We start from the raw sequence: 24,544 nt of genomic DNA on the forward strand, positions 1-24,544 counted from the left end.
AACGCTTGGCCATAGTTTGAGGAAGATATTGCTGTGAGAGAAATGCTGCTTGCGATCTGGCGTTACCGGCACTTCATTGTGTCCTCCATCAAGAACGACCTGCGGTCGAGATTCGTGCGCAGCAAGCTCGGCGCGGCGTGGATGATTCTGCAGCCGCTGGCGCAGGTGGCCATTTATGCGTTGGTGCTTTCCAGGGTCCTGGCGGCGAAACTGCCGGGCATCAACAACCGCTACGCCTACGTGATCTACCTGATGGCGGGCATGACGGCATGGTCGCTGTTCAGCGAGCTGCTGTCGCGTTCGGTCAACATGTTCGTGGACAACGGAAGCCTGATGAAGAAAATCATGTTTCCCCGCGTGTGCCTGCCAGTCATCGTCGCGGGCTCCGCGCTGGTCAACAACGTGTTGCTGCTGGCCGCGGCCATCGGCGTGTTCCTGCTGGTCGGCCATATGCCCACGGCGGCATACCTGTGGCTGCCGGCGCTGTTTGTGGTCAACGTGATCTTCAGCCTGGGGCTTGGGTTGCTGCTTGGGGTGATCAACGTTTTCGTGCGCGACGTGGCGCAGGTGATGACCGTAGTGCTGCAGCTTTGGTTTTGGCTGACGCCTGTGGTCTACATGCCCACCATTATTCCCGAACCGCTGAAAATGGCGCTGGAACTCAATCCCATGTATCACATTGTGCTCTCGTTCCAGACCGTCATGCTTTACGGTCAGGCGCCGCATGTGAGGGGATTGATTGCGGTGGGCGTGTTTGGCCTGCTGATGCTGGGCGTATCCTTGCTGATGTTCCGGCGCGCGGCTCCGGAAATGGTGGACGTGCTGTGACCGATAAACTTCTTACCGTCAACGCACTCGGCAAGGCGTATCGCGATTACGGCACCGAATGGAAGCGCTTTGCTTCCTGGGTGGGCGTGCAGGTGCAGCCGAAGGTTGAGCACTGGGCGCTCAAGGATGTCTCCTTCAACGTCGCGCACGGCGAAGCCATCGGCATCGTCGGGCAGAACGGTGCGGGTAAAAGCACGCTGCTCAAGCTGATCACCGGTACCTTGCGCGCCACCAGCGGAAGCCTGGCCGTGAATGGACGCATCGCCGCGATTCTCGAGCTTGGCATGGGCTTCAATCCGGATCTGTCCGGGCGCGAAAACGTCTACCACGTCGCCGGCCTGATGGGTTTTTCGCGCAAGGCAATCGATGGCGTTATCGACGATATTGAAGAGTTCGCCGAAATCGGCAGCTACTTCAACGAACCCACGCGCACCTATTCCACCGGCATGCAGATGCGCGTGGCCTTTTCCACGGCCACCGCGTTCAGGCCCGACGCGCTCATTGTCGATGAGGCGCTATCGGTTGGCGATGCGTATTTCCAGCACAAATGCTTCAAGCGCATTCGCGAATTCCGCGAGCTGGGCACGAGTTTGCTGATCGTGTCGCACGACAGCGGAGCGGTGCAGTCCCTTTGCGATCGCGCGCTGCTGCTCGATGGTGGCCGTATGGTCAAGGATGGCGACCCGGCGGAAATCATGGACCTCTACAACGCCCTGATCGCCGAGCGGGAGAACCGCACGGTGATGATTTCCAAGCACGAAAGCGGCCGCGTGCAGACCGTTTCGGGCACGCGCGAGGCGTCGGTGGAACAGATCGCCCTGCTGAACGAAGCAGGCGACCCGATCGAATTCGTCGATGTCGGCCAGCCGGTGGTGCTGCATATCAAGGTTGCCGTGCGCGAGGACATTCCGCGGCTGGTGCTGGGTTACATGATCAAGGACCGGCTCGGGCAGCCGGTATTTGGAACCAATACGCATCACACCGGACAGGCGCTGGAGAATGTGAAGGCGGGCCAGTGTGTCCAATTCCGCATCGCGTTTCCGATGAATCTCGGACCGGGCAGCTATTCGGTTTCCACCGCATTGGCCAGTAGCGAAACGCACCTGGTCAACAATTACGAATGGCGCGATCTCGCCCTGGTTTTTTCGGTATCCAACATGAGCCGGACGCGCTTCGTCGGCACCGCATGGGTTCCGCCGGTGATCGAGACGGCACAGTTATGAGCTACGTCTGTCCTGCGCTCGATGGCAAGGGCTCGGTGTTATCGATGCCATCTGCCGTGCAGCGCTTCTCCGGGCTTAGGTGTAACGTGCATCGGGCCATTTATGCACAACGATGATGCCATGTCCCCGCCACAGGGGCCGGAGCCGGCCGCACAGCCGACGCCTGCGGGTTTCTATCGGGCGCTCGAAGACCGGTTTCGTGGATCGCGCGAATTGATCCTGTCCCGCCTGGTGGCGTATCTGCCTTTCATCGAGCCGTTGAAGGGCTTGGCGGACGTCGTAGCTGCGGTGGATCTGGGCTGCGGTCGTGGCGAGTGGCTGGAACTGCTCAAGCAGCACGGCTTCGAAGGGCAGGGCGTGGATGTCGATGCGGGCATGCTGCACGCATGCCGGGAGCGCGGTCTGCAGGTGACCCAGGGCGATGCCATCGAGTTTCTCAAGGCATTGCCGAACCAAAGCCAGATGATCGTGTCCGGCTTTCACGTCGCCGAGCATCTTCCTTTCGAGATCTTGCAGGCGTTGATTCAGGAAGCTCTGCGCGTGCTCAAGCCGGCCGGTCTGCTGATCCTGGAAACGCCCAATCCGGAGAACTTCAAGGTTTCTTCGCTGAATTTCTACCTGGATCCATCGCATCGCAATCCGCTGCCGCCGGATCTGCTGGCGTTCGTCCCGGAGTACTACGGCTTTGCGCGAGTAAAAATCGTTCGCCTGCAAGAGGACAGCTCGCTCCTGCAGGCAACGGGCGTTTCCTTGGACCAGGTATTGGGCGGCGCCAGCCCCGATTACGCCGTGGTCGCGCAGAAGGCATCGGATGCGCCATCGCTGGAGGCGTTCAACGAGGTCTTTCAGAGGGATTTCGGTTTGCCAGTGTCCGTGCTGCTGAAGAACTACGACAGTGATCATCCTGGAGAGGAGCTTCGAGGAACCCGTATGGTCGAGGATGCAAGGCGCATCGCCGAGCTTAGGGAGCTTAGGGAAAGGGTTGCGTTTCTGGACACGGAGAACGAGCGCCGCGAAGCGGCCCTGGTGGGCCTGCGCGAACATCTGCAGGAACGCGAAGTCGCATGGGTGGCGCTGGAGCGGGAGCACGGGCAGCTAGGCGAGAGCCATCGCCTGCTGACTCGACAGATCGAAACCCTGCGCGAGCGCGAGGCCGCGCTCGATCATGAAGTGATAAGGCTTCGCGCCGATCTGAACACGGTTTACCAGAGTAAATCCTGGCGCTTGACCGCGCCGTTGCGATCCTCCTCGAAGCTGGCGCGGCGGGCCTACACCGTACTGCGCCGCGTCGCGTTTCTGACCGTGCGCAGCGTGGCCAGGTCCACGCGTCCGATGCTGGTTAGGATGTACGGGTGGACGTGGCTGCGTGGAGCGGTCGTGCGCGTCATGGGTCGCGATTCGCGGGTGGTCTGGCGAGCGCGATTGTTCTTGCTCGGCCCCGCTTCGGTACCGGCTGAACCCATTTCGTCGGAAGCGTCATTGACTCGACAGGCAAGTCGGATACTTTCCGTGATCGACCAGGTGCGAGCGGATGAGCCATCGGCCGGTGGCAAGAAGGCGCCTAAGAAAGGGTAGGGATACACGTGCATATCATTCTCGATTTACAGGCCTGTCAGTCGCCGGAGGGGCGCCGGCGCGGCGTAGGCCGATATTCACTGGCATTGGCCAGGGCCATGCTGGCCAATCCGCATGGGCACGAGATGACCGTCCTGCTCAACGCGAGCATGGGCGATTCGATCGAGTACCTGCGCGGCCAGTTCGATGGCCTGTTGCCGCAGTCGCGTATCGTGACCTGGGATGGCCTGGCGCCGGTGTCGTGGATCGACCCGTCCACCGCGTTCCGCCGCTCGGCCTCGGAAGTGCTGCGCAGGGAGGTTTTGCGGCGACTGAAGCCGGATGTGGTGCATGTGGCGAGCCTGTTCGATGGGTTCGGCGACGATGTGGTGTCGGCAATCCATCCCGATGACGGCTACCTCAACGCAGTCACGCTCTATGACCTGATCCCGCTGGCGCACCAGGAAACCTATCTCGCCGACGAGCGCGTGCGCCGTTGGTACATGGCCAAGATCGATCATCTGAAGCGTGCCGATCTTTTGCTCGGCATCTCGCGCTTTTCGTGCGACGAGGCCGCCGAGCTGCTAGGCATCGCGCAAGAGCGCCTGACAAACATATCCGGCGCCGCCGATCCCATGTTCAAGCCGCTTCAGTACCCCGAACACTTCCGCCACGAACTGATGAGCCGGTATGGCCTTAGCCGGCCATTCGTCATGTACGCCGGCGGTTTCGATTCGCGCAAGAACATCGCCGCGCTGGTTCGCGCCTTCGCGCTGTTGCCCGATGCGGTGCGCAAAGGCCATCAACTGGCCATCGTAGGCGGTGCGCCCGAGCCGGAGCAAAAGGCGCTCGCGGCGGTGATCGCGTCCAGCGGGCTGGATGCGTCGGAGGTGGTGTTCACCGGTTATGTGCCCGACGTCGATCTGATGAAGCTTTACAACCTCTGCGCGCTGTATGTGTTTCCCTCCCTGCAGGAGGGCTTTGGCCTGCCCGCGCTGGAGGCCATGTCAAGCGGCGCGCTGGTCATCGGTTCGAACGCTTCCAGCTTGCCGGAGGTGATCGGATACGAGGAGGCGTTGTTCGATCCGAAAGATCCGCAAGCCATCCAGGCCAAGATGCTCGTCGCATTGACGGACGATGGTTTTCGGTCGGTACTGCGTGAGCACGGCCAACGCCAGCCGCTACGGTTTTCCTGGCAGGAATCGGCCAGGCGCGCGATGTCCGCGCTGGCGGCGGCGGCCGAACGCGCCCGTGTCAGTCGTACCGGTGCCAACAGCGCTCCGGTACAGGGCTGGCGCGGTCTCACCGCATGGCTGCCCGCCCCGGGACATGAGCCAAAGCCCATGCGCCATCTGGGCGATTGCACGGTGTATGCCGATGACGATTGCGACGGTGTGCAGCCGCATCGGCCCTTGAGCGCATTGGCCGCTGAAAGAGAGCACTTCGATCGGGTCGTCATCGAAGTCTCCGATCACGCTTATTGCGCCAAGACACTTCCTTTCGCCGCCACCGGCATGGCCGACCTGGTCCTGCGCGACAACCGGCTCGGCATGTTGCTTGGCGCCCTGGCCACCACCCCCGCAGGTCGCGAACTGGTGATTTCGCTGGTTTACCGGTCCGGTGGCTACCCGGCGATTTCGGCGGCGGTGGCGTCGGGTTTCTCGGCGGAAGTACTGGCGCGGGTGTTCTCGCCGCTGGATCTGCAAACACTTGGCTGCGCCCAGTTTCTCCCCGGCGAGGATGCTGCGATCCGTGCCGATGGCGGCAACGGCCATTGGCGCGAGGAAGCTCGTGCGGTCATCGGCGAGATCGCCTCACACGAGCGATTGGGCAGTGTGTCCGAGGAAGACTGGCGCCGGATCGCAACCGCCGTTTCGAGGGATTTGCCCATCGCCACCTCCGCCAAGCCGCAGTGGCTGGTGGACATTTCCACTTTGTTCGTCACCGATGCGGGCACGGGCATCCAGCGCGTCGTCCGACACGTGCTGGACGAGCTGATCAAGGATGCGCCCAGCGGTTATCGCGTAGAACCCATCTGCCTGGGTGAAGACGGCATTTTCAGATATGCGCGCAGCTATTGCGCACGCCGCTACTACGCGGGCGAAACGTTGCCGCCGGACGACCCGGTGGAGTTCGCTGCGGGCGATGTCTATCTGGGCCTGGATCTGGTCGCGCATCTGCTGCCCAAGTACATCGAGCGCTTCCGCGACCTGCGCAATCGCGGCGTGCAGCAGCATTACGTCGTCTACGATCTGTTGCCGGTGTTGCGCCCGGACTGTTTCGACCCGCCCTCGCTGCCGCTGTTCCGCTCATGGTACGAGGCGGTGGCGGAGGTGGCCGACAGCCTCATGTGCATCTCCAAAGCGGTGGCCGATGAGTTCAAACTCTGGCTGGACCAGGCCAGGCCTGTGCGCTACCGGCCGCTGATGATCGGCTACTTCCATCTGGGCGCGGACCTGGGCGCACCGCATGTCCGCCAGGCCGCAGCCGTGCAGGGCAACGCGCAGCTGGCCGCGCTGGGCGATCGCACGACGTTTCTCATGGTCGGTACGGTCGAACCCCGCAAAGGCCATGCGCAGACCCTGGCTGCGTTCGAGCGGCTATGGTCGCAGGGGCGCGAGGTCAATCTGCTGATCATCGGCAAGCCCGGTTGGCTGATGGATGAGCTACTGGCGCATATGCGCAACCACCCGGAGCGTGGCAAGCGGCTGTTCTGGTACGAGCAGGCCGCGGACGATTTGCTGCTAGGCGCCTACGCACGGGCCTCGGCGCTGATCATGGCCTCCGAAGGCGAAGGCTTCGGCCTACCGTTGATCGAGGGCGCCCATCATGGCCTGCCGCTGGTCGCACGCGATTTGCCTGTATTCCGGGAAATAGCCGGCGAGCATGCGCACTACTTTTCCGGCTACGATCCACAGAGCCTGGCCCGGTCGCTGGATCAATGGCTGGCCCTGGACGCGCAAGGGCGCGCGCCCCAATCCGACGGCATGCGCTGGATGACCTGGAGCAAGGCCACCCGGCAACTGGTCGAACGAGTGCGGCTGCAACACTGGGTGCATGCCTGGCTGCCCGGCGGCGAGTGGCGGCATGCGGCCTACGATTACCGTTTTCGAAGCGACGTCGGCAAACTCGTGCGCGGACGCATGCATACCACCGGTGCGGCAGGCCTGCTGTTGTACGGCTTGCCTCTGGCGTTGCAGATGGGCCGCTACGTGGTGAAGATCCAGGGCGGATGGGATGGCGATGAGGGGTGTGCGCTGCTGGAGATTTGCAGCCAGTCCGTGGACGTCCTGCACCTCCGGCGCGAGCTGTGCGCCCAAGACAAGTTGGCCACCGGATGCCTGGCGGTGGTGGAATTGGCGCTTGGGGCGGATGTCAGCGACCTCGACATCCGCATCCACGTGGATGCCGTGTCAAAGCTATGGATAAGCGAGCTGCGCTTGCATCCGGTGGATCAGCGTCCTCCTCACTCTGAGCCTTCGCCCCTGGCCGAAAGCATCGATGAACGGAGCGCCTGAGCGTCCCGCTTTGTTGAAAAGCGATAAAAGACGACCCTTTTTTTAGGACTTGGTTTGAACAGGAACTTTGCTATGAAGACTGCCGTCATTACGGGCATTTCCGGCCAGGATGGGGCTTATCTGGCCCAACTGCTGCTGGAAAAAGGTTATCGCGTCTATGGTACGTATCGCCGCACGAGCTCGGTGAATTTCTGGCGCATCGAAGAGCTGGGCATTCACAATCATCCCAACCTGCATCTGGCGGAATTTGATCTGACCGATCAGGGTTCGGCCATCCGCCTGCTCAACGAGAGCGGCGCAACCGAGATCTACAACCTCGCGGCGCAAAGCTTCGTGGGCGTCTCGTTCGACCAGCCCGCGCTGACGGCGCAGATCACCGCGGTGGGCGCGTTGAATCTGTTGGAAGCCATTCGTATCGTCAATCCCAAGATCCGTTTCTATCAGGCATCCACCTCCGAGATGTTCGGCAAGGTGCAGGCCATTCCGCAAACCGAAGACACGCCGTTCTACCCGCGCAGCCCCTATGGCGTGGCGAAGCTGTACGCGCACTGGATCACGGTGAACTACCGCGAGTCCTACGGCATCTTTGGCTGCAGCGGCATTCTCTTCAACCACGAATCGCCGATGCGTGGCCGCGAATTCGTCACGCGCAAGATCACCGACACCGTGGCGAAGATAAAGCTCGGCCTCGCCGATCGTCTTGAGCTGGGCAACCTCGACGCCAAGCGCGACTGGGGCTTCGCCAAGGAATATGTCGAGGGCATGTGGCGCATGCTGCAGGTCGAGGAGCCCGATACCTATGTGCTAGCCACCAACCGCACGGAAACCGTGCGCGATTTCGTCACCATGGCGTTCAAGGCGGTGGACGTTGCCATCGAGTGGCAGGGCGAGGGCGAAGGCGAACGCGGCATCTGCAAGCAGACCGGCAAGGTGCTGGTCACCATCAACCCGCGCTTCTACCGCCCGGCGGAAGTCGAACTGCTGATCGGCGACGCCTCCAAGGCCAAGAACAAGCTCGGCTGGGAGCCCACGACCAGTCTGGAAGATCTATGCAAGATGATGGTCGAGGCCGATTTGAAGCGGAATGAACGTGGCCATTCCTTCTGAACGCGCGCGCCCCGTAGCGCTGGTCACCGGCGTGCAGGGCTTCACCGGCGTCTACCTCGCGCAGGAACTGCGCGAGGGGGGCTACGACGTCGTGGGTCTCACCCACGAGAGCGGCGACGGCGCCACGGCGGTCGATCTGTGCGATCGACAGGCCATGATGGACGCCATTGCGCGCATCCAGCCGGATGTCGTCATCCACCTGGCGGCGATTGCCTTCGTTGCGCATGGCGATGTCGATGCGATCTATCGCACCAACATCATGGGCACGCGCAACTTGCTGGAAGCCCTGGCCGCCCAGGCGCATCGTCCGCGCGCGGTGCTGCTGGCGAGCAGCGCCAATGTGTATGGCAACAGCACCGTGGAGCTGCTGACCGAAGCGGTGCCCCCGGCCCCCGCCAACGACTACGCGGTAAGCAAGCTGGCGATGGAGCACATGGCCGGGCTGTGGAAGGAAAAGCTGCCGATCATCGTGGTTCGCCCGTTCAACTACACAGGGGTGGGGCAGTCGGAAAAATTCCTGCTGCCCAAGATCGTCAATCACTTCCGCCGCCGGGCGACAGTGATCGAACTGGGCAACATCGACGTGGCGCGCGATTTCCAGGACGTACGATTCGTCGCCAACGCTTACCGCCGCCTGCTGGATGCCGACGCGATCGGGCAGACCGTGAACCTGTGTTCCGGCCGTGCCTATACGCTCACCGAAGTGGTGAGCATGGTGGAGGCGTTGGCGGGCTACAAGATCGAGATCAAGGTCAACCCGGCGTTCGTGCGCGCCAACGAAGTGGCGAAACTTACCGGCTCCAACCGCAAGCTTGGGGAGCTGATCGGCCCGCTCGACATCATTCCGCTGCGCGACACGCTGCAGTGGATGTACGAAGCGCGCGACTGAACCGCCGCGCATTGCGCGTGCGAGAGGATCAAAGCTATGGCTCTATCGTCTTTCAAGGCCTACGACATTCGTGGCCGCATTCCCGATGAACTCAACGAGGATCTCGCGCACCGGATCGGCCGCGCCTATGCGCAGGTCGTGGGCAAGGGCGAGATCGTCGTCGGCTACGACATCCGCAAGGACAGTCCCGCATTGGCCGCGGCACTGGCCCAGGGCCTGATGCGCGCCGGCTGCGACGTCATCGACATCGGCCTGTGCGGCACCGAAGAGGTCTACTTCCAGACCTTCGATCGTGGCGCCAAGGGCGGCATCATGGTCACCGCCAGCCACAATCCGATGGACTACAACGGCATGAAGCTGGTGCGCGAGGGCAGCAAGCCGATCAGCGGCGACAGCGGCCTGCGCGACATCGAACGCCTGGTCGAGGAAAGCCGGTTTAGCGATGCGGACAAGGCCGGCGGCCTTCGCCGCGACGCGGACAAATCGGCCTACATTCGCCATCTGCTGAGTTACGTCGATGTCTCGCAAATTCGGCCGCTGAAGATCGTGGTCAACGCCGGCAACGGCTGTGCCGGGCCTATCGTCGATCTGCTCGCCGAGCACCTGCCGTGCCAATTCATCAGGGTGCACCACGAGCCGGACGGCAGCTTTCCCAACGGCATCCCCAATCCACTGCTGCCTGAAAACCGCTCCGCCACGGCCGATGCCGTGCGGGCGCATCAAGCGGATCTTGGCCTGGCATGGGATGGCGATTTCGACCGCTGTTTCTTCTTCGATAGCGCGGGCGACTTCATCGAGGGCTACTACATCGTCGGCCTGCTTGCCGCACAGCTTTTGGCCAAACATCCGGGCGCAAAGATCATTCACGACCCCCGCCTGACCTGGAACACCATCGACATGGTGAAGCTGGCTGGCGGCGTGGCGATAGAGAGCAAGACCGGTCACGCCTTCATCAAGGAGCGCATGCGCAGCGAAGATGCCGTCTACGGCGGCGAAATGAGTGCGCATCATTACTTCCGCCAGTTCGCCTATTGCGACTCGGGCATGATTCCCTGGCTGCTGCTGGTCGAGCGCATCTCGCGCACCAACACTTCGCTCGCCGCCATGCTGGGCGAGCAGATGCGCGCGTTCCCGTGTAGCGGCGAAATCAATTTCCGCGTCGCAGACGCCAAACAGGCGGTAAGCCGGGTAATGGCGCACTTCCAGGCGCAGCAACCTTCGCTCGATTACACCGACGGCACCAGTGCGGACTTCGGTTCCTGGCGCTTCAACCTGCGATCGTCCAATACCGAACCGCTGCTGCGCCTCAATGTCGAGTCACGCGGGGACGATGCGTTGATGCGCGAAAAGACCGCGGAAATCAGCCGCCTTTTGCAGGGTGCCGCTGAATGATGCGGCACTGAGTTGTACGGGCGCTTGAGCTAGCCACCTTCGCGGGACCACAGCGCGGTGTTTCCGCGCGTGGCGGCTACTTCAGCGCTATGCGAACCGAATGTCCCGAGTCGGGATTTCTATCGACAAACCATGCGACGGATTCCTGCACCAGCGACAGGACCAGCAGATAGTTGCCAGCCTCGGTGGGCGTGGCGATGCGCATGGGAACGATCGCTGCGCCGCCAGGAGAGATGTCAGTGGGGAGGCGGCTGCGAACGCCGTCGGCCACCAGCACTTCATTATTATCCGATAGCCAGCGGTACGTGAGCGTAACCAGTTGTTGTCCGTAGGCTGCCCAGCTTTCTTTGCCCGTATTCTCGACACGCACCGGTAGGAAAGCGTCCACACCATGGAAAAACTGCTCGTCCCTGGACATTGGGATTATCGTTGACTCGAAGCGTTCAAGCGGTTTGTTGGTCCGCCCCAGCGATTTGATCTGAGCGCTCGTCGGAGCGTAGGGCTTGCCGCGCCATGATGCAGAGGGGGACTCGGATGTCATTTGCGCGTTCGCGTCCATCAGGATCTCGCCCTCGAAATGCGTGACAGCTGTATTGTGAATCTCGAAGGAGGCCGCTTTGTCGATCCAGTGGTAACAGCCCTGATAGTGGCTTTCACCCTGGAGAAGGGCAGCGTCGATTGTGTATTTACCGTTGGGCGCCCGGTTTAGCATCGTGAACTGGATACGGTATTGGCCGGGCTCTAGCGAATATGTCTGGCCAAGCAGCATGGAGTTTGTGCCAAAGATGAGCAACCCGCGGTCGTCCCTGATCGCGATCCCGATATTGATTTCATCAATCGTTTGATGCGCTTTGAATGTGATCGAGATGGTCATGTGTTCGCCTACCATCGCGCGATGGTCGCCGGATATATCGCCGACTACCGAAACATCTTCAATGGAACATCGCATGTCGCCGAAATTGGCCCGCGATTCATGGATATTGGTCGGGACGTCCTCGCTTGAATTTGTCGTTGTGGGGGTATCGAAATGTCCGGCAGTCGATCGTTTGAGATATTCGCGCCGTTTTCTCCTGAAGATCATTCGGGCGTGCTCGTAGAGTTCGAACTCGGCGCCCAGGAGAGATTTAAGCTTGCACGCCTGCGATGGCGTTAGCGCGTTCGATTGAAGGCGTTGCGATGTCACGTTCTTGAAGCTGAGCGGTTTTGAGCTCCAGGAAAACCTGGCGTCCAGCATGCATGCAAAGTCTTCCAATTCGTCTTGCATGCCGACAAGCTCGAACTTATCTATGGCACGCAGCGCGGCGGCGAGTTTTTCATTGCTAGAAAGAACGTCCTGCGAAGTCGTCCCTAGCGCGTAGAGCATTTCGATTTGGCAAGACGCGGATTGGACTTCCTGTTCGGTCAATTTGTCGAGGTAGGTGTCCAGATCGAGGGCGTGCAACTTTGTATCGAGCAATCGATCGGCGTTATCGCTTTTGGCAAAGAAATACTCAGATAAAAAGCGATCGATCGGATTGCGCAGTACCGTTACGCCGCACCGATCGGCAGGCAAGCGATCCCCCTGTCGAAGTAGGAAATGTCCGCTAACCACGTCCAGATCATCCCAGCGAAGCAGCGCGTCACTGAGACGGCTGCCCACAACGCTCGGTGAAACCCGGGCCTCGCCCAGCTGATCGACGAAATAGTGGCGTATGGCAATTCCGCCGGTCTTGGGTATGTGGAAGTGCAGAATTTTTTGCAAAAGAGTCTCGTCGATTCTGGACGCAGCGGGTGTGCGATTACGGTTTAGGGCGTTGTCAGGGCATGGCCTTCCCAACCCTTGACACGGCTCTGACATATTAACGTAAGCTAACCGCAAGCGTTTGCTAGAGCACACTTGCGTTCAGCAAAGAGGCGGAATTGAAGGTGGCGCAAGCAGCTCATGGTGCGCGGCTTGCCCTTGGGCCACGTGTAGCGTCGGCTACGCAACTTGCACCAGAGTTGTATGCAGGCCCAAATGAAATGATTGATTTAGGCGCATTTGCGCCAATGGTGTTGAGACAACATGGCAAAAGGTGTTGACCGTGCCCATTTTGCGTGGCCAACCCCTGAAAGGGAGGTAAGTCGCCATGCTGCGAACGCGTCAACAGATCAGGACCGGCTGGCGCGCATTGCTGGTGTAAGGTTATTTTTTCGTGTATGATCAATCGCTTAAGGTGATTGATCGGTCTTTGATCGGTCTTTGATCGGGTGACGTCTTGCGTGAGTGCCATTGACGCTAGAAAACTCAAGGGGACCGCATTACCACCGCAAGTAATGCCTCATGTTTTCTCGTCGGTCGTACTGCGAGCAGCAGAGGCCTTACTTATCCGGCGGCCATCATGTGGCTACCTGGGTAGACGATGGGGTCGCCTGCCGCGATGGCCTTTAAGGTGTGGTGCTCAATGGCCCCTCACTGATGCCTCGCGCGGCAGAGAACATTCATTTCGTAAGCCTGCTTTTGCTAATCCGTTGAAACATCGAGCGCCCGGCGATCTTTTGCATCCGATGGTGCGACGGGATTTTTCGCGGGCGATCCACGGGATCGGAGAGGCAGCAGGACATTACAATGCAACTGGGTCGCCACTGCCCCCATTATGAGCAATGGGGTAACCGGTTCGGTCGTCTTCTAGAGCTGTTTCGTAGAGGCGCTCGACGACTTGGTGCAAAAAAGTGGGATAGCTCTGCGCCTACACCGTTCGCAATGGCGAAGGTTGCAGGGTAGCGTGATGTAGCTGTTCAGGGACAAGGTGGGGAACATTTAAAGTGCAGCAAAATCCAGCAAGGTTCAGTGACAGCCCCATTCCATCTTCGCGGGAGGTACGCAACGTCATAATCGCATTCCTGCTACTTAGCGTAGTGCTGATCGGAGGCATGAGCCATTGGCAACCGGGCCATAGGCTGCTCTTGTCGCCCGACAGCGCTTTCATGCTTTGGTGCTTGAAATGGTGGCCTCACAATGTGCTCGCTTGGCATAACCCGTTTCACGCCAGCTTCTTCGCGCCGAAAGGGCAGAACCTGGCTTGGGTTACCGCAGTCCCGAGTCTTGCACTGCTAGCCTTTCCCATAACTCAATGGGGAGGCCCTGTTCTGGCGTATAACATGATTACCCTGCTGGCCATCTCTGCAAATGGGGTTCTGGCCTACCTTATGGCGCGGGAGCTTCGCTGCGATAAATTTGCCGCTGTCGCGGGCGCGGTGCTGTTTTATTTTTCCAGTTATACCTGGGGCCAGTTGCTTGGGCATCTAAATCTATGCGTCACCTCCTTTGCGGTCGCAGTTGCGTACACCACCCTACGGCGCTGTAACGAAAAGATCGGGCCCGTCCACTTTGCAGCTACGATTTCGATACTGCTTGCGTTGCAATTTGGTGTCTCCAATGAGATCTACGCGACGCTGATCGTCTTTATGGCGATGGCGGCTATCATTTTCTTTCTGATGCCACATGGCACTGAATCGGGGAGAAGAAAAGTCGTTGTCACTGGCATCGAGGCGGTGGCTGGAGTGTTGCTGTCGATCCTGTGGCTCAGTCCTTATTTGTATCAGGTCTTTGCCAACCATGTTTCGGGCCTGCAGGATGTGTCCAAGTACGCCGCAGATCCGCTCAATTACCTACTTCCAACTCAGAACAACTGGTTGCTTGGCACTCGATTCGCCGCTGTTTCTAGCAAATTCACTGGCAATATCACTGAGCAGGGGAGCTATCTTGGGTTGCCCGTTCTACTGCTACTTTTTGCCGGTCCTGCATTTTACGCAGAGCGATTAAATCGATGCCTGTTCGTGCTTTTCATTACGGTCGCACTGTGTAGCTTAGGTGCGCATTTGACAATTCTCGGTACGCCCACTATCACCATGCCGTGGCATTTCGCTTTGAAATTGCCGCTCATCAGGGAGGCGTTGCCCATTCGATTTGGGCTTTATACGTCGCTATTGGCATCGTTGTTGGCAAGTAGGGCGCTTACCTACAGCAACGCATGGCCGCCAAAGCTTATTGCAGGGTTAGGTGTGCTGTTGCTGTGGCCCAACTTGTCGATGTATCGCATGTCTCCGGTGCCGAGCGATTCGTTCTTTAAAGATCGCATTTACCAACAGGTGATTCCTGTGGGTTCCAGGGTCATGGTTTTGCCTTCATACGGTTTTGGTGGTTATCAACCGGCGCTGTGGCAGGAAGAGGCGGATTTTTCGTTTGACATCGTCAATGGACTTGCCGGGAAAACACCCGAAGGTTTCGATAAATACCAGTGGTATTACTACGGCGGTTCAGAACCCGAAATGGCCAAGCTGGGGTTGCTCAGTTTCCTCAAAAACACGGGCGCTCAATTCGTCTTGAGCGACGATCGGGCTGCCGACGCGTTGACCGAGACATATCGCGGCCAGTCGTTGCCCTATCGGCAGTACGGTCATATTCGAGTTACGGAAATATCGGCCAATACGCTCGACAATTTGGCGTCGGCCGAACGCGCGCCGGTCGTGCGCAAGTTGTGCAAATCTCTGGTCCAATTGGCTAGATATGGAGTCAGTTATGAGCACAGTAAGAACAGTGTTAATGGATTGGCCCCCATAGCAGTCAGCGATGCGGACTTCGTAAGAGTCTTTGGTACGCCTCTTCCTTCGGATTCTCCAAACGTCAATTGGACCGAAAAGGGTTTTTGGCTAGGCGCTGCCGGTGATAACGTTGCTTTAGGTATCTCGCCCCTGGATCCGGCAAGTGCCCAGGCGCTTTATCAGCAGCTAAAGGCCTCCGCTCAGAGGGTGTATTATCCGTATCCGAATGAATTCCAGGGTGAGGCTAAAGCCTCAAGTTTCGGGCAGTTTTTGATGGTATTGAAGCCCAATGGGGCGCTGTCAGTTCAGTGCGTTGACTAGCATTGGTGTTTTCTGCTCTCCAGATTGCTGTCTGGTCGTTTCCGCATTTGTATTTGGGAATTGGGGTGTTTCATGTGTCCGGACGTAACAGTGGTGATACCGGTTTTCAACGAGGCTGGGGCGCTTGCGTTGAATTTTGCGAGCATCAAAGCCGCTTGCGAAAGCTGCGATGAGTCGATTTCCTACCTTTTTGTCGATGACGGCTCCCGCGATGCTACGCGCGAGGTGTTGACGCAAATTCGGGCGTCTTGTGAAGACGTCGAATATCTGTCCTTTACTAGGAACTTTGGCAAGGAGGCAGCTATCGAGGCGGGTCTGGCACATGCCAAAGGGCGTGCCTGCATTGTCATGGATTCGGATCTGCAACACCCGCCGTCGCTTATCCCCGAAATGATTCGGATGTGGCGTGAGGGCTACCTAGTGATCGATGGCGTGAAGCGGAATCGTGGCGATGGCTGGCTGCGGAGCTTGTTTTCAAATGGTTTCTACGCCTTGTTGCGGAAAACTTCGGGTATCGATCTGAAGGGCCGCAGCGATTTTAAGTTGCTCGATCGGAAGGTCATCGACTTTTACGTCAATTTGCGCGAGCGGCACAAATTCTTCCGAGGAATCATCGCCTGGTCCGGGTTTTCCGCCAAGGACGTCCACTTTGATGTGGATCCGCGTAGCGGGGGGGGGTCAAAATGGTCCTTTGTTAAGTTATTGCGCTACGCCTTTGTCAATATCGCCTCATTTACTTATATGCCGATGATGGCGCTCGGGTGGGTCGGACTGTTGACGATAGTCGTATCGTCCGCCATAGGGCTGATTAGCCTGGTGCGATGGTTTCTAGGGGAGGCTCTGCCGGGCTTTACAACCGTGATTTTGTTGTTGGCATTTATTGGCGGTGTGCTGTTACTTGGTATGGGTGTCGTTGCCTACTATATTTCGCTGATGATGGACGAAACACGCGATCGGCCGTCTTACATTGTCGAGATTTGCGAACAATGAAACTGCTATGGGTGGCATTGGCAGTGCTCTTGAACGTCAGTTCGCAGCTATTGATTAAGTCGGTGATGCGTTCAGTGAACGCGGATGGGCTATCAAGCCTATTGCGTGTTTTCTTTACTCCATTGATTCTTCTGGCCGTTTTTTTCTACGGGCTGTCATTCCTGCTGACCATGAAAGTCTTTCAGGCATTTCCCTTGGCGAGGATTGTTCCAATCATGGCTGCCGCGACGTTTGTACTGGTCGCAGTGTCCTCGACCCGGCTTTTTGGGGAAATCATGACCAGTTCCAATTGGCTCGGCGTGCTGTTTATCATTTGTGGCATAGCCTTGGTAGTGGCTCGCTAGGGTTGTGTGAGGTCGCTGTTTGTGTGTCGCTCGGATTGTGAACAGATAGACGCTGCGATCAGTTTTCGGCACGATGGTATTTTAGTGAGTGCTCGCGCAGTCGAGCGTGGCGTCCTAGGTAAAGTGCAGATGGGGCGGCTCCGTTCACCTGTAAGGTGTCAAGCCATGCGGAGCAGCCCAAATCAAGTAGTGTCCAGGGACTTTGCGTGGCCTTAGTTGGATGGCGCCACGCCGTATCATGTCAAATCCAGCCCTTGCGCGAGCCCGGTGGAAGTGATGAATAGAACCTTCGAACACCTGGATCAGCTGGAAGCGGAAAGCATCCACATCTTTCGCGAGGTGGCTGCTAGTTTCCAGCGGCCGGTGATGCTTTATTCCATCGGCAAGGATTCGTCGGTGCTGCTGCACCTGCTGCGCAAGGCGTTTTATCCGAGCCGTCCGCCGATTCCGCTGTTACACGTCGACACCACCTGGAAGTTCCGCGAGATGATCGCGTTCCGCGACGAAGTGGGCGCCGCGCCGGATCTGCATCTGCTGGTGCACATCAACGAAGACGGTGTGCGGCAGGGTATTTCGCCGCTGGTGCATGGGGCGACCGTGCACACCGACGTGATGAAAACGGTTGCGCTCAAGCAGGCGCTGGACAAATACGGCTTCGACGCCGCCATCGGTGGTGCGCGCCGCGATGAAGAGAAATCGCGCGCGAAAGAGCGCATTTTTTCCTTCCGTAGCGCCCAGCATCGCTGGGATCCCAAGCGCCAGCGCCCGGAGTTGTGGAACGTGTACAACACGCACATCCACAAGGGCGAAAACGTCCGCGTGTTTCCGATGTCCAACTGGACCGAGATGGACGTGTGGCATTACATCCGCCGCGAAGGCATTCCGGTAGTGCCGCTGTATTACGCCAAGCGGCGTCCGGTGGTGTCGCGCGACGGTGCGCTGATCATGGTGGACGACGATCGCTTCATCTTGCGCGATGGCGAACGGATCGAGCAGCGCATGGTGCGCTTCCGCACGCTCGGTTGCTATCCACTCACCGGCGCCATCGAATCGGGTGCATCCACGCTGGATGAAATCATCGCGGAAATGGAGGCGGCGCGCTCCTCCGAGCGCCAGGGGCGAGTCATCGACCACGATGCCTCCGCTTCCATGGAGCGCAAGAAGCAGGAAGGTTATTTTTGATGGCCGGCACGGATACTCCCACGCGCAGCATGTTGCGCTTCATCACCTGCGGCAGTGTGGATGACGGCAAGAGCACGCTGCTCGGTCGCCTGCTGTACGACGCCGGCATGGTGCCCGACGACCAGCTTGAGGCGCTGCGCCGCGACAGCGCACGCCTGCATCCCGGCCGCGACCTGCTTGACTTTTCGCTGCTGACCGACGGCCTCGACGCGGAGCGCGAGCAGGGCATCACCATCGACGTCGCTTACCGCTATTTCCATAGCGCCCGGCGCAGTTTCATAGTGGCCGATTGTCCCGGGCACGAGCAATACACGCGCAACATGGCGACGGGCGCGTCGCATGCCGATCTGGCCGTGGTGCTGGTTGATGCACGCAAGGGGCTGCTGACGCAGACGCGTCGGCACACCTACATTTGCGCCTTACTGGGCATTGGCAAAATCGTGCTGGCGGTCAACAAGATGGACCTGGTCGACTATCGGCGGGACGTCTACGAGGCGATCCGGGACGCCTATTCGGATTTGGCTGCGCAGCTCGGCATCGCGGCGGTGCATGGGCTGCCCGTCGCTGCGCTGGCGGGCGAAAACGTCGGCCATGCGCCAGCGCACATGCCCTGGTATCACGGCCCGACCCTGCTGGAGCTGCTTGAAACCATGCACATCGATCCGCTGCACGCGGCCGATTTCCGCATGCCGGTGCAGTGGGTCAACCGGCCGGACCAGTCTTTTCGCGGCTATGCAGGCACCGTCTGCGGTGGCCGGGTCAAGGTCGGCGACGAGATCATGGTGCAACCGGGCACGCATCGCGCGCGCATTGCGCGCATCGTCACGGCCGATGGGGATCTGCCCGAGGCGCAGGCCGGACAGGCGGTGACGCTGACGTTGGATCGCGAGGTTGATGCCAGTCGTGGCGACGTGCTGACCGATGCCGCCCGTCCCGCGCTGGAGGCCGACCAGTTCGCCACGCATCTGTTGTGGATGGGCGACGAACCGCTGCTGCCCAATCGTAGCTACTGGCTGAAAATCGGCGCGAAAACGGTCAATGCGCGCGTTACCTCGATCAAGCACAAGGTGGACGTCAACACGCAGGCCAAGCTCGCCGCGCACCGCCTCGAATTGAACGAAGTGGGCTACGGCAATCTCGATCTCGATCATCCGATCGCGTTCGAGAGCTATGCGACCAATCCGGCCCTCGGCGGCTTCATCCTGATCGACAAGCAAAACCATGCCACGGTCGCCTGCGGCATGCTCGATTTCGCGCTGCACCGCGCGACCAATGTGCATTGGCAGCATCTGGACATCGACAAGCAGCTGCGCGCGAACAGCAAGGGTCAGTGGCCGTGCTGCCTGTGGTTTACCGGGCTTTCCGGCGCCGGCAAGTCGACCGTGGCCAACCTGCTGGAGCGGCGCCTCAGCGCGCTCGGCTATCACACTTACCTGCTCGATGGCGACAATCTCCGCCACGGTCTCAACCGTGACCTCGGCTTCACCGCAGAGGCGCGCGTGGAGAACGTCCGCCGCGTGGCCGAAGTGGCGAATTTGATGGTCGATGCGGGCTTGATCGTGCTGGTTTGCGTGATCTCGCCGTTCCGCAGCGAGCGCGAATTCGCGCGCACCCTGTTCGACCAGGGTGAGTTTGTCGAGGTGTTCGTGGATACGCCGCTGGAAGAGTGCGAGCGCCGTGATCCCAAGGGGCTGTACCGCAAGGCGCGCGCGGGCGAGATCACCAACTTTACCGGTATCGATTCGCCCTACGAAACGCCGCAGGCGCCCGAAGTGCACCTACATACGCGCAGTGCCACGCTGGAGGCGATGGTCGAGCAGCTGGTCATCTGCGTGCGGCAACGAGAACATCGCTGAGTGTGCCGCCCGAGATTGGGACCGACATGAGCCTTGAATCTTCACAGTTGCCGTTTCTGGTCTTCGGTGCGCCCCAGATCGACGAGGCGGAGATAGAGGAGGTACTGGCCTGCCTACGCTCCGGCTGGCTGGGCACGGGGCCGCGCGTGGCGCAATTCGAGCGAGATTTTGCCGCCTTTCGCGCAGTGCGTGATACGCAGGCGGCGGCGGTCAATTCCTGCACGGCGGCCTTGCACGTCAGCATGTTGTCGGCAGGCATCGAGCCCGGGTCGGAAGTGATCACCACACCGTTGACGTTCTGCGCCACCGTCAACGCCATCGTGCACGCGGGGCTGGTGCCGGTGCTGGCCGATGTCGATGCCGCCACGCAGAACATCGATCCCGCCGCGATCGAGGCGGCCATCACGCCGCGCACGCGGGCGATCCTGCCGGTGCATTTCGCCGGACGCCCCTGCGACATGGACGCGATCATGGCGATCGCGCGCAAGCATGAGCTGGTCGTCATCGAGGACTGCGCGCATGCAGTAGAAGCATCGTTCCACGGCCAGCCGCTGGGCACGTTCGGCGATTTCGGCTGCTTCAGCTTCTACGCCACCAAGAACGTGGCCACCGGCGAAGGCGGCATGATCCTGGGCCGCAGCGAGGAGCAGATCGCGCGTGCGCGCATCCTCGCCCTCCATGGCATGAGCAAGGACGCCTGGCACCGCTTCGGTGACCAGGGATACAAGCACTACCAGGTGGTCGAATGCGGCTTCAAGTACAACATGATGGATCTGCAGGCCGCCATCGGTTTGCATCAGCTGGCGCGCGTGGAGCGCAACTGGCATCGGCGCGAGGCGATCTGGAGGCGCTATGACGACGCGTTCGCCCAACTGCCCATCGGCCTGCCCGCGGCTGCCGATGCGGGCACGCGCCACGGCCGACACCTGTACACGGTGATGATCGACCGCCAGCGTTGCGGCCTCGGGCGCGACGATTTCCTGGATGCGATGAACGCCGCGCGCATCGGCACCGGCGTGCATTACCTTTCCATCCCCGAGCACCCGTATTACCAGCAGCGCTTTGGCTGGCGGCCCGGGCAGTGGCCGAACGCCATGAAGCTGGGGCGCGAAACGGTCAGCCTGCCGCTGTCGCCTGCGCTATCGGACGCGGATGTCGAAAGGGTGATGGCGCAAGTGTGCCGACTGATGAAGGCATAGTCGTTGCGCCCAACGCATGGTCGATGCAGCGGCGCTAGCGGCCGGTTCAGGTGTGGTGATAGCCGCAAAGCACGCACGTTCCCGCAGGCGTCAATGCTGCCTGGGCGCCGTGCTTGCCGGTGGTGGCGACAAAGGTATAGGCCGTCTTGCATGCCGGGCACGCATATAGCATGGCGGGTGCCGGTGGCTTGCGCACGAAAACCTTGATCCAGGCGAGGCGTACCAGGTTGACGATGCCGCGTATCGCTTCGAAGGTGGGGATCTTGGAGACGCCGTAACCGCGCTCGTGGAAATGAATCGGCGTTTCGGTGATGAGCAGGCCGCGCGAGGACGCTTCGGCGATCATGGTAAGGAAGAAGGAATAGCCGCCCACCAGCAACCTGGAAAAGTCGACGCGCTGCAGCGAATCGACCTTGAACGCGCGAAACGACGTAGTGAATTCGTGCAGCTTCAGGCCAAGCAGGCAGCGCGCGACGATGTTGCCAAGCTTGCTGACGTAAAGGCGGTAGCCGGAGTAGTCGCAGGTGCCGCCGGACATATAGCGCGAGCCGATGCCAATATCGGAGCCTTTGGCCACTTCGCAGGTGAGTGCGGGCAAGTCGGCGGGGTCGTGGGACAGATCGCCATCCATCGTTACGACGATGTCATACCCATGATGCCGCGCATACGCCAACGCCAACAGATGGGCAGTGCCAAGCCCAAGCTTTCCCTTCCGGTTGATGATGGTCAGCTGCGGCAGATGCATCTGCTGCATGACCTCCACGGTACCATCGGAGCTGTTGTCGTCGACAACCAGTATGTCTGCCTCCGGCGCGACGCTGGTGATCTTGCTCAACAGAGGTTCGGCGTTTCCCGCTTCGTTATAGGTGGCAAAAAACACCAGCAGCTTAGTCATTTAGATGGTGTCTCTTGCCGGGTTCCGGGCCGTCGATGCATGCGGGGCCATCAGCCCTGTTGTTTGGAAAGGCTGAACAGGAATTTCCAGACCAGCGTGTACGACACGAGGTAATTCCAGAGCGAACCGGCGACGATGCCGCACAGCGCGGCGATCATGGGCATGCCATGCGTGGCATATATTCTTGTGGAAATGGAGAGGCTTATCGCCATGCCCACGGCGGTGATGCCCACGTAGCAGACATAACCAAGGTAGACATGCCTGCCGACCAGTGCACTGTCGGCGAATGTGGAGTTGTTGTTGAGGACGTAGTTGAACGTCGCCGCGAACACCATCGCCATGAGGTTGGCGTAGGTGAATGCATGGATGATCGTCGACATCGACAGCTTCAGTACGGTCAGGTGCACGAGCACGCCCAATGCGCCGACAACAAGGAAGGAAATCAGCGATTCAGGCAGCAGGTTGAAAGTAAGCTTCCGGCCGAGTTGGGTCAGCCAGGCGATGGTCTTGATCATGTGCGCATCTCGAGCGAAAAAGGACGCTCTATGTGGTAAGTCCTTTTTTACGCTGCGCGCCGCGTTTCTCATGCACGGTGCGGTCCTTAGGATCAATAGCTTACAAGCTCGCCGCGGCCGTGGGGCCGGTGTTTCCAGAAACTTTTCACAAATTCACCATGCGGCAGCAACAGTGCGCGTTCCTGCGGCCCAGGGTGTGCTGATCCGACAAGCGGCCGGCCCGGATCGGCCGTGGCGGCGAGGTCGCGCGTGAACTGACGCAGACCTGACGGGCCATCGCGTCAGGCGTCCAGCGGCAGGCTTTCCGTATCGCATAAAAAAAGCGCGGTACGGGAGTGTCCCGCACCGCGCCCTGGAGGCCGTTTTTCCGCCGCTCAGCCGAGGGCTTGTTCCAGCTCCGGAATCAGCTTGAACAGATCCCCCACCAGGCCGATGTCCGCGATTTCGAAGATCGGCGCCTCGCCGTCCTTGTTGATGGCCACGATGGTGCCCGCGTCCTTGATGCCGGTCAGGTGCTGGATGGCGCCCGAGATGCCGATGGCCATGTACAGTTCCGGCGCGATGATCTTGCCGGTCTGGCCTACCTGCAGTTCGTTCGGCACGTAGCCGGCGTCTACCGCCGCGCGCGAGGCGCCGACGGCCGCGCCGATCTTGTCGGCAAACTTGTAGATGATCTCGAAGTTTTCCTTCGAGCCCACGCCGCGCCCGCCGGATACGACCTTGCTGGCGCTTTGCAGGTCGGGGCGATCGCTCTTGCCCTGCTTGAGTTCGACGAAGCGGGTGTGCGAGGGCAGTGCCACGTCCAGGCCAAGCGCCTCGACGGGCGCGTTGTTGGCGCCGGTGGCGGCGGCAGGCCACGATGCCGTGCGGATGGTGGCGACGATCGTGTGCGCGGCATCGGCTTCCACCGTGACGATGGCGTTGCCGGCGTAGATCGGGCGCTTGAAGGTGTGGCTGCCTTCCACGCTCATCACGTCGCTGACCTGCGCCACGCCGAGCAGGGCGGCGACGCGAGGCGCGACGTCCTTGCCGAAGGTGGTGGAAGGGGCGAACACGTGGCTGTAGCCGGCGGCGGCCTTGGCGATCTGCGGCGCCAGCATCGCGGCCAGCGGATGGGCGTTCTCGGCGCGGGCCACGGTCAGCACGCGGCTCACGCCGTCGATCTTCGCGGCGTCGGCAGCGATGGTGTCCACATGGTCGCCCAGCACCAGCACATCGATGGCTTCGGGCTTGACTGCGCTTGCTGCGCTGACCGCGCGTGCGGTCGAGGCATTGAGCTTGCCGTCCAGATGTTCGGCGATAACCAGGATCTTGCTCATGGGTGTCTCCTTGTCCGGGCGGCTGCTTAAAGCAGGCCTTTCTGCTTGAGTGCGGCGACCAGTTCGGCCGCATCCTTCACCATCACGCCCTTGCTGCGCTTGGGCGGCGCGGCGTAATGGGTGGTCTTGAGTTGCTGGTGCGCATCCACGCTCAACGACGCCAATTCGATCGTGTCGATCGGTTTGGACTTGGCTTTCATGATGTCCGGCAGCTTGATGAAGCGTGGTTCGTTAAGGCGCAGGTCGGTGGTGACGACGGCGGGCAGTTCCGCTTCGATCGTTTCCAGACCGGCGTCGACTTCGCGCGTGACGGTGGCTTTGCCGTCGGCGACATCCAGCTTGCTGGCGAAGGTCGCCTGCGGCCGGTCCCACAATGCGGCAAGCATCTGGCCGGTCTGGTTGGCGTCATCGTCGATCGCCTGCTTGCCCAGGATCACCAGGCCCGGCCGTTCTTTCTCGACCAGCTTGTGCAGCACGCGCGCGGCGGTCAACGGTTCCACGGCATCGGCGGTGACCACGTGGATGGCGCGGTTGGCGCCCATCGCCAGGCCGTTGCGCAGGTGCGCGGTAAGATCGGCCGGGCCGATGGCCACCACCACGACTTCTTCGGCCACGCCTTTTTCGCGCAGACGCAGTGCTTCTTCCAGCGCGATATCGTCAAAGGGGTTTGCCGAGAGCTTCACGCCGTCGGTCACCACGCCGGTGCCGTCGGGTTTGACTTGGATGCGGACGTTGTAGTCCACCACGCGCTTGTAGCCGACCAGAATCTTCATCTGCGTTTCCTTCTACCGGACGCCCTTGGGCGTATGGGGTGTGATGCAAACGCGCATTCTAACCGGATTTGGCTGA

At 60.3% G+C, this 24,544-nt stretch carries 18 protein-coding genes; 13 read left to right on the forward strand and 5 right to left on the reverse strand.

All coding sequences use genetic code 11. The features are described from left to right. The first annotated feature begins 42 nt into the window (after window positions 1-42). The 7 genes from VME63_RS04840 (at window position 43) to VME63_RS04870 (ending at window position 10,511) form a co-directional block, all read left to right on the forward strand. The gene (locus tag VME63_RS04840) at window positions 43-828 is read left to right on the forward strand and encodes an ABC transporter permease (protein ID WP_414648207.1); all 786 of its coding nucleotides are present in this window, start codon (window positions 43-45) and stop codon (window positions 826-828) included. Then, on the forward strand, window positions 825-2,051 hold the full coding sequence (locus VME63_RS04845) for an ABC transporter ATP-binding protein (protein ID WP_325430815.1): 1,227 nt from the start codon (window positions 825-827) through the stop codon (window positions 2,049-2,051). The genes VME63_RS04840 and VME63_RS04845 overlap by 4 nt, the downstream gene beginning before the upstream one ends. Window positions 2,052-2,171: 120 nt before the next feature. Further along, a complete protein-coding gene (locus VME63_RS04850; protein ID WP_325430817.1) occupies window positions 2,172-3,626 on the forward strand; it encodes a methyltransferase domain-containing protein in 1,455 nt (484 codons plus the stop codon). Between the two features lie 8 nt (window positions 3,627-3,634). Continuing rightward, complete coding sequence (locus VME63_RS04855; RefSeq protein WP_325430819.1) at window positions 3,635-7,123, forward strand: glycosyltransferase family 1 protein; 3,489 nt, start codon at window positions 3,635-3,637, stop codon at window positions 7,121-7,123. A gap of 72 nt (window positions 7,124-7,195) precedes the next feature. After that, entirely contained in the window at window positions 7,196-8,230 is a 1,035-nt protein-coding gene (gene gmd, locus VME63_RS04860) for a GDP-mannose 4,6-dehydratase (RefSeq protein WP_325430821.1), read from the forward strand. Continuing rightward, window positions 8,208-9,119 (forward strand): NAD-dependent epimerase/dehydratase family protein, encoded by a 912-nt coding sequence (locus VME63_RS04865; protein ID WP_325430823.1) that lies wholly within the window; start codon window positions 8,208-8,210, stop codon window positions 9,117-9,119. The genes gmd and VME63_RS04865 overlap by 23 nt, the downstream gene beginning before the upstream one ends. Before the next feature lie 36 nt (window positions 9,120-9,155). After that, window positions 9,156-10,511 carry a phosphomannomutase gene (locus tag VME63_RS04870; protein ID WP_325430826.1) on the forward strand — a complete coding sequence of 452 codons (1,356 nt, stop codon included), beginning with the start codon at window positions 9,156-9,158 and terminating at the stop codon, window positions 10,509-10,511. Between the two features lie 76 nt (window positions 10,512-10,587). On the opposite strand, the gene VME63_RS04875 is transcribed toward VME63_RS04870, so the two are convergent. Further along, entirely contained in the window at window positions 10,588-12,252 is a 1,665-nt protein-coding gene (locus VME63_RS04875; protein ID WP_325430828.1) for a Wzt carbohydrate-binding domain-containing protein, read from the reverse strand. Between the two features lie 1,379 nt (window positions 12,253-13,631). On the opposite strand from VME63_RS04875, the gene VME63_RS04880 reads away from it, so the two are divergent. From VME63_RS04880 to VME63_RS04905, 6 genes are all read left to right on the forward strand, one after another. Beyond that, on the forward strand, window positions 13,632-15,395 hold the full coding sequence (locus VME63_RS04880; RefSeq protein WP_325430830.1) for a hypothetical protein: 1,764 nt from the start codon (window positions 13,632-13,634) through the stop codon (window positions 15,393-15,395). 72 nt (window positions 15,396-15,467) lie between these two features. After that, window positions 15,468-16,385 (forward strand): glycosyltransferase family 2 protein, encoded by a 918-nt coding sequence (locus VME63_RS04885; RefSeq protein ID WP_325430832.1) that lies wholly within the window; start codon window positions 15,468-15,470, stop codon window positions 16,383-16,385. Continuing rightward, a complete protein-coding gene (locus tag VME63_RS04890) occupies window positions 16,382-16,729 on the forward strand; it encodes a hypothetical protein (RefSeq protein ID WP_325430834.1) in 348 nt (115 codons plus the stop codon). The genes VME63_RS04885 and VME63_RS04890 overlap by 4 nt, the downstream gene beginning before the upstream one ends. 276 nt (window positions 16,730-17,005) lie before the next feature. After that, window positions 17,006-17,911: a sulfate adenylyltransferase subunit CysD gene (gene cysD / locus VME63_RS04895; protein ID WP_325430836.1), complete on the forward strand. Its 906-nt coding sequence runs from the start codon at window positions 17,006-17,008 to the stop codon at window positions 17,909-17,911. Beyond that, a complete protein-coding gene (gene cysC / locus VME63_RS04900) occupies window positions 17,911-19,767 on the forward strand; it encodes an adenylyl-sulfate kinase (protein ID WP_325430838.1) in 1,857 nt (618 codons plus the stop codon). The genes cysD and cysC overlap by 1 nt, the downstream gene beginning before the upstream one ends. 26 nt (window positions 19,768-19,793) lie before the next feature. Continuing rightward, on the forward strand, window positions 19,794-20,966 hold the full coding sequence (locus tag VME63_RS04905) for a DegT/DnrJ/EryC1/StrS aminotransferase family protein (protein ID WP_325430840.1): 1,173 nt from the start codon (window positions 19,794-19,796) through the stop codon (window positions 20,964-20,966). Between the two features lie 46 nt (window positions 20,967-21,012). Here VME63_RS04905 and VME63_RS04910 read toward each other — a convergent pair whose 3' ends face one another. From VME63_RS04910 to VME63_RS04925, 4 genes are all read right to left on the reverse strand, one after another. Next, window positions 21,013-21,861, reverse strand: a complete 849-nt coding sequence (locus VME63_RS04910; protein ID WP_325430842.1) for a polyprenol monophosphomannose synthase — start codon at window positions 21,859-21,861, stop codon at window positions 21,013-21,015. A gap of 50 nt (window positions 21,862-21,911) precedes the next feature. Further along, the gene (locus VME63_RS04915) at window positions 21,912-22,376 is read right to left on the reverse strand and encodes a GtrA family protein (RefSeq protein ID WP_325430843.1); all 465 of its coding nucleotides are present in this window, start codon (window positions 22,374-22,376) and stop codon (window positions 21,912-21,914) included. A 374-nt stretch (window positions 22,377-22,750) separates the two neighbouring features. After that, window positions 22,751-23,695 carry an electron transfer flavoprotein subunit alpha/FixB family protein gene (locus VME63_RS04920; RefSeq protein ID WP_325430845.1) on the reverse strand — a complete coding sequence of 315 codons (945 nt, stop codon included), beginning with the start codon at window positions 23,693-23,695 and terminating at the stop codon, window positions 22,751-22,753. A 26-nt stretch (window positions 23,696-23,721) separates the two neighbouring features. Beyond that, window positions 23,722-24,468, reverse strand: coding sequence for an electron transfer flavoprotein subunit beta/FixA family protein (locus VME63_RS04925; RefSeq protein ID WP_325430847.1), 747 nt, complete (start codon window positions 24,466-24,468; stop codon window positions 23,722-23,724). Window positions 24,469-24,544: the final 76 nt, after the last annotated feature.

This window comes from Dyella sp. (assembly GCF_035503745.1).
Taxonomy (GTDB): Bacteria; Pseudomonadota; Gammaproteobacteria; order Xanthomonadales; family Rhodanobacteraceae; genus Dyella_B.